This window comes from Rhodoplanes roseus (genome assembly GCF_003258865.1).
Taxonomy (GTDB): domain Bacteria; phylum Pseudomonadota; class Alphaproteobacteria; order Rhizobiales; family Xanthobacteraceae; genus Rhodoplanes; species Rhodoplanes roseus.
Map to the genome: position 1 here is coordinate 1 of NZ_NPEX01000540.1, position 1,782 is coordinate 1,782.

Below are 1,782 nucleotides of genomic sequence, written 5' to 3' on the forward strand. Positions count from 1 at the left end.
CGGGGCCCGCGGCCGCGGGCCGGCACGGTGGGCCTCGGCCACGCGCTGTCGACCGTGTGCCGGGAGCTGGCGAAGCTGCAGGCCGGCGAGGAGTCGTCGATCCACGCAGCCGATCCGCGCGCCCGCCTGCGGCCGCACGAGCTGGAGGCGGCGACTGCGCTCGTCGCGAGACTGGCCGCGGCGCTCGGGCCGCTCGAAAAGCTGGATCCCAGAAAGCCCCATCCGTTGACGACCCTCGCCGACGCGCACCGGCGCGTGGTCGAGGGTCTGTCCGACGACGGCAGCGGCGGCATCGAGGCGTTCGCCGGACCGGACGGCGGCGCCCTCGCCGACACGTTCGAGTCGCTTCTCGACGAGGAGGCGGCGCAGGCGTTCCCGGTGGCGACCGAGGACTATGCCGAGCTGTTCCGCACCGCCGTCGCCGACCGGGTGGTGCGACCGCCGGCCGTGCCGGGCGCCCGCCTGCATATTCTCGGGCTTCTGGAGGCCCGCCTCGTCACGGTCGACCGCATGGTGCTGGGCGGTCTCGCCGAGGGCGTCTGGCCGCCGGCCGCGACCAGCGACCCGTGGCTCAGCCGCGGCATGCGGCACAGCCTCGGGCTCGACCTGCCCGAGCGTCGCATCGGCCTTTCGGCGCACGACTTCGCCCAGCTCGCCGGCAGCGCCCCCGAGGTGGTGATGACGCGGCCCGGCAAGGTCGGCGGCGCGCCGGTCGCGGCCTCGCGATTCCTGCAGCGGCTCGCGGCCGTGGCCGGGCCGGCCTGGACGGACGTGCTGACCCGCGGCCGAACCTATCTGGATCTCGCGCGAAAGCTCGATCGGCCGGACGGCCCGCCGCGTCGCGTCGCACGGCCGGAGCCGAAGCCGCCGCGCGACGTGCGGCCGACCTCCCTCTCGGTGACCGAGATCGAGCACTGGCTGCGCGATCCCTACACGATCTACGCCAAGCACATCCTGAAGCTGTCGCCGCTCGACCCGGTCGATCTTCCGCCGGGCGCCAAGGACCGCGGCATCGCCATCCACGCGGCGATCGGCACGTTCTCGGAGCGCTATGCCGAGGCGCTGCCCGACGAGCCGCTCGCCGAGCTGCTGGCGATCGGCCGCAAGGCATTCGCCGCGCTCGACGACACGCCAGAGGCGCGGGCCTTCTGGTGGCCACGCTTCGAGGAGATCGCCCGGTGGTTCGTGCGCTTCGAGCGCGAGCGCCGCGCCGCCGCGACCGGGCTGAAGGCCGAAATCCGCGGCGAGCTCGACATCCCGCTGCGTGAGGGCGCCTTCCGGCTGCGCGCCCGGGCCGACCGCATCGAGCGGCTCGCCGACGGCACCTTCGCCATTCTCGATTTCAAGACCGGCGCGCCACCCTCCAGCAAGCAGGTTCGTCTCGGCCTGTCGCCGCAGCTCACGCTGGAGGGCGCGATCCTGCGCGGCGGCGGGTTCAAGGACCTGCCCGCCGGCGGCTCGCTGTCGGAGGTCGCCCATGTCCGGCTCACCGGCGGCGACCCGGCCGGCGAATGCTGCGCGGTGGACTTCGAGACGCAGACCGCGGACGCCGCCGCCGACCACGCGCTGCAGAAGCTCACCGAGTTGGTGACCAGGTTCGACGACGAGGCGATGCCCTACCGCTCCCTGGTGCTGTCCATGTGGAAGACCCGCTACGGCACCTACGACGACCTCGCCCGGGTGAAGGAGTGGTCGGCCGGAGAGGGGAGCGGGGAGTGATGGCGGCTCTTGCCGGGCACGGCCTCTGCGCTCCTTCTCCCCGCACACGGGGAGAAGGTCGGG

The 1,782-nt window shown here is 73.8% G+C and carries 1 protein-coding gene; it reads left to right on the forward strand.

Annotated elements, in window-relative coordinates:
- Positions 1-1,719 (forward strand): double-strand break repair protein AddB (gene addB, locus CH341_RS31080; RefSeq protein ID WP_111423527.1); only part of this gene is annotated, 1,719 nt, incomplete at its 5' end.
- Positions 1,720-1,782 lie beyond the last annotated feature (63 nt).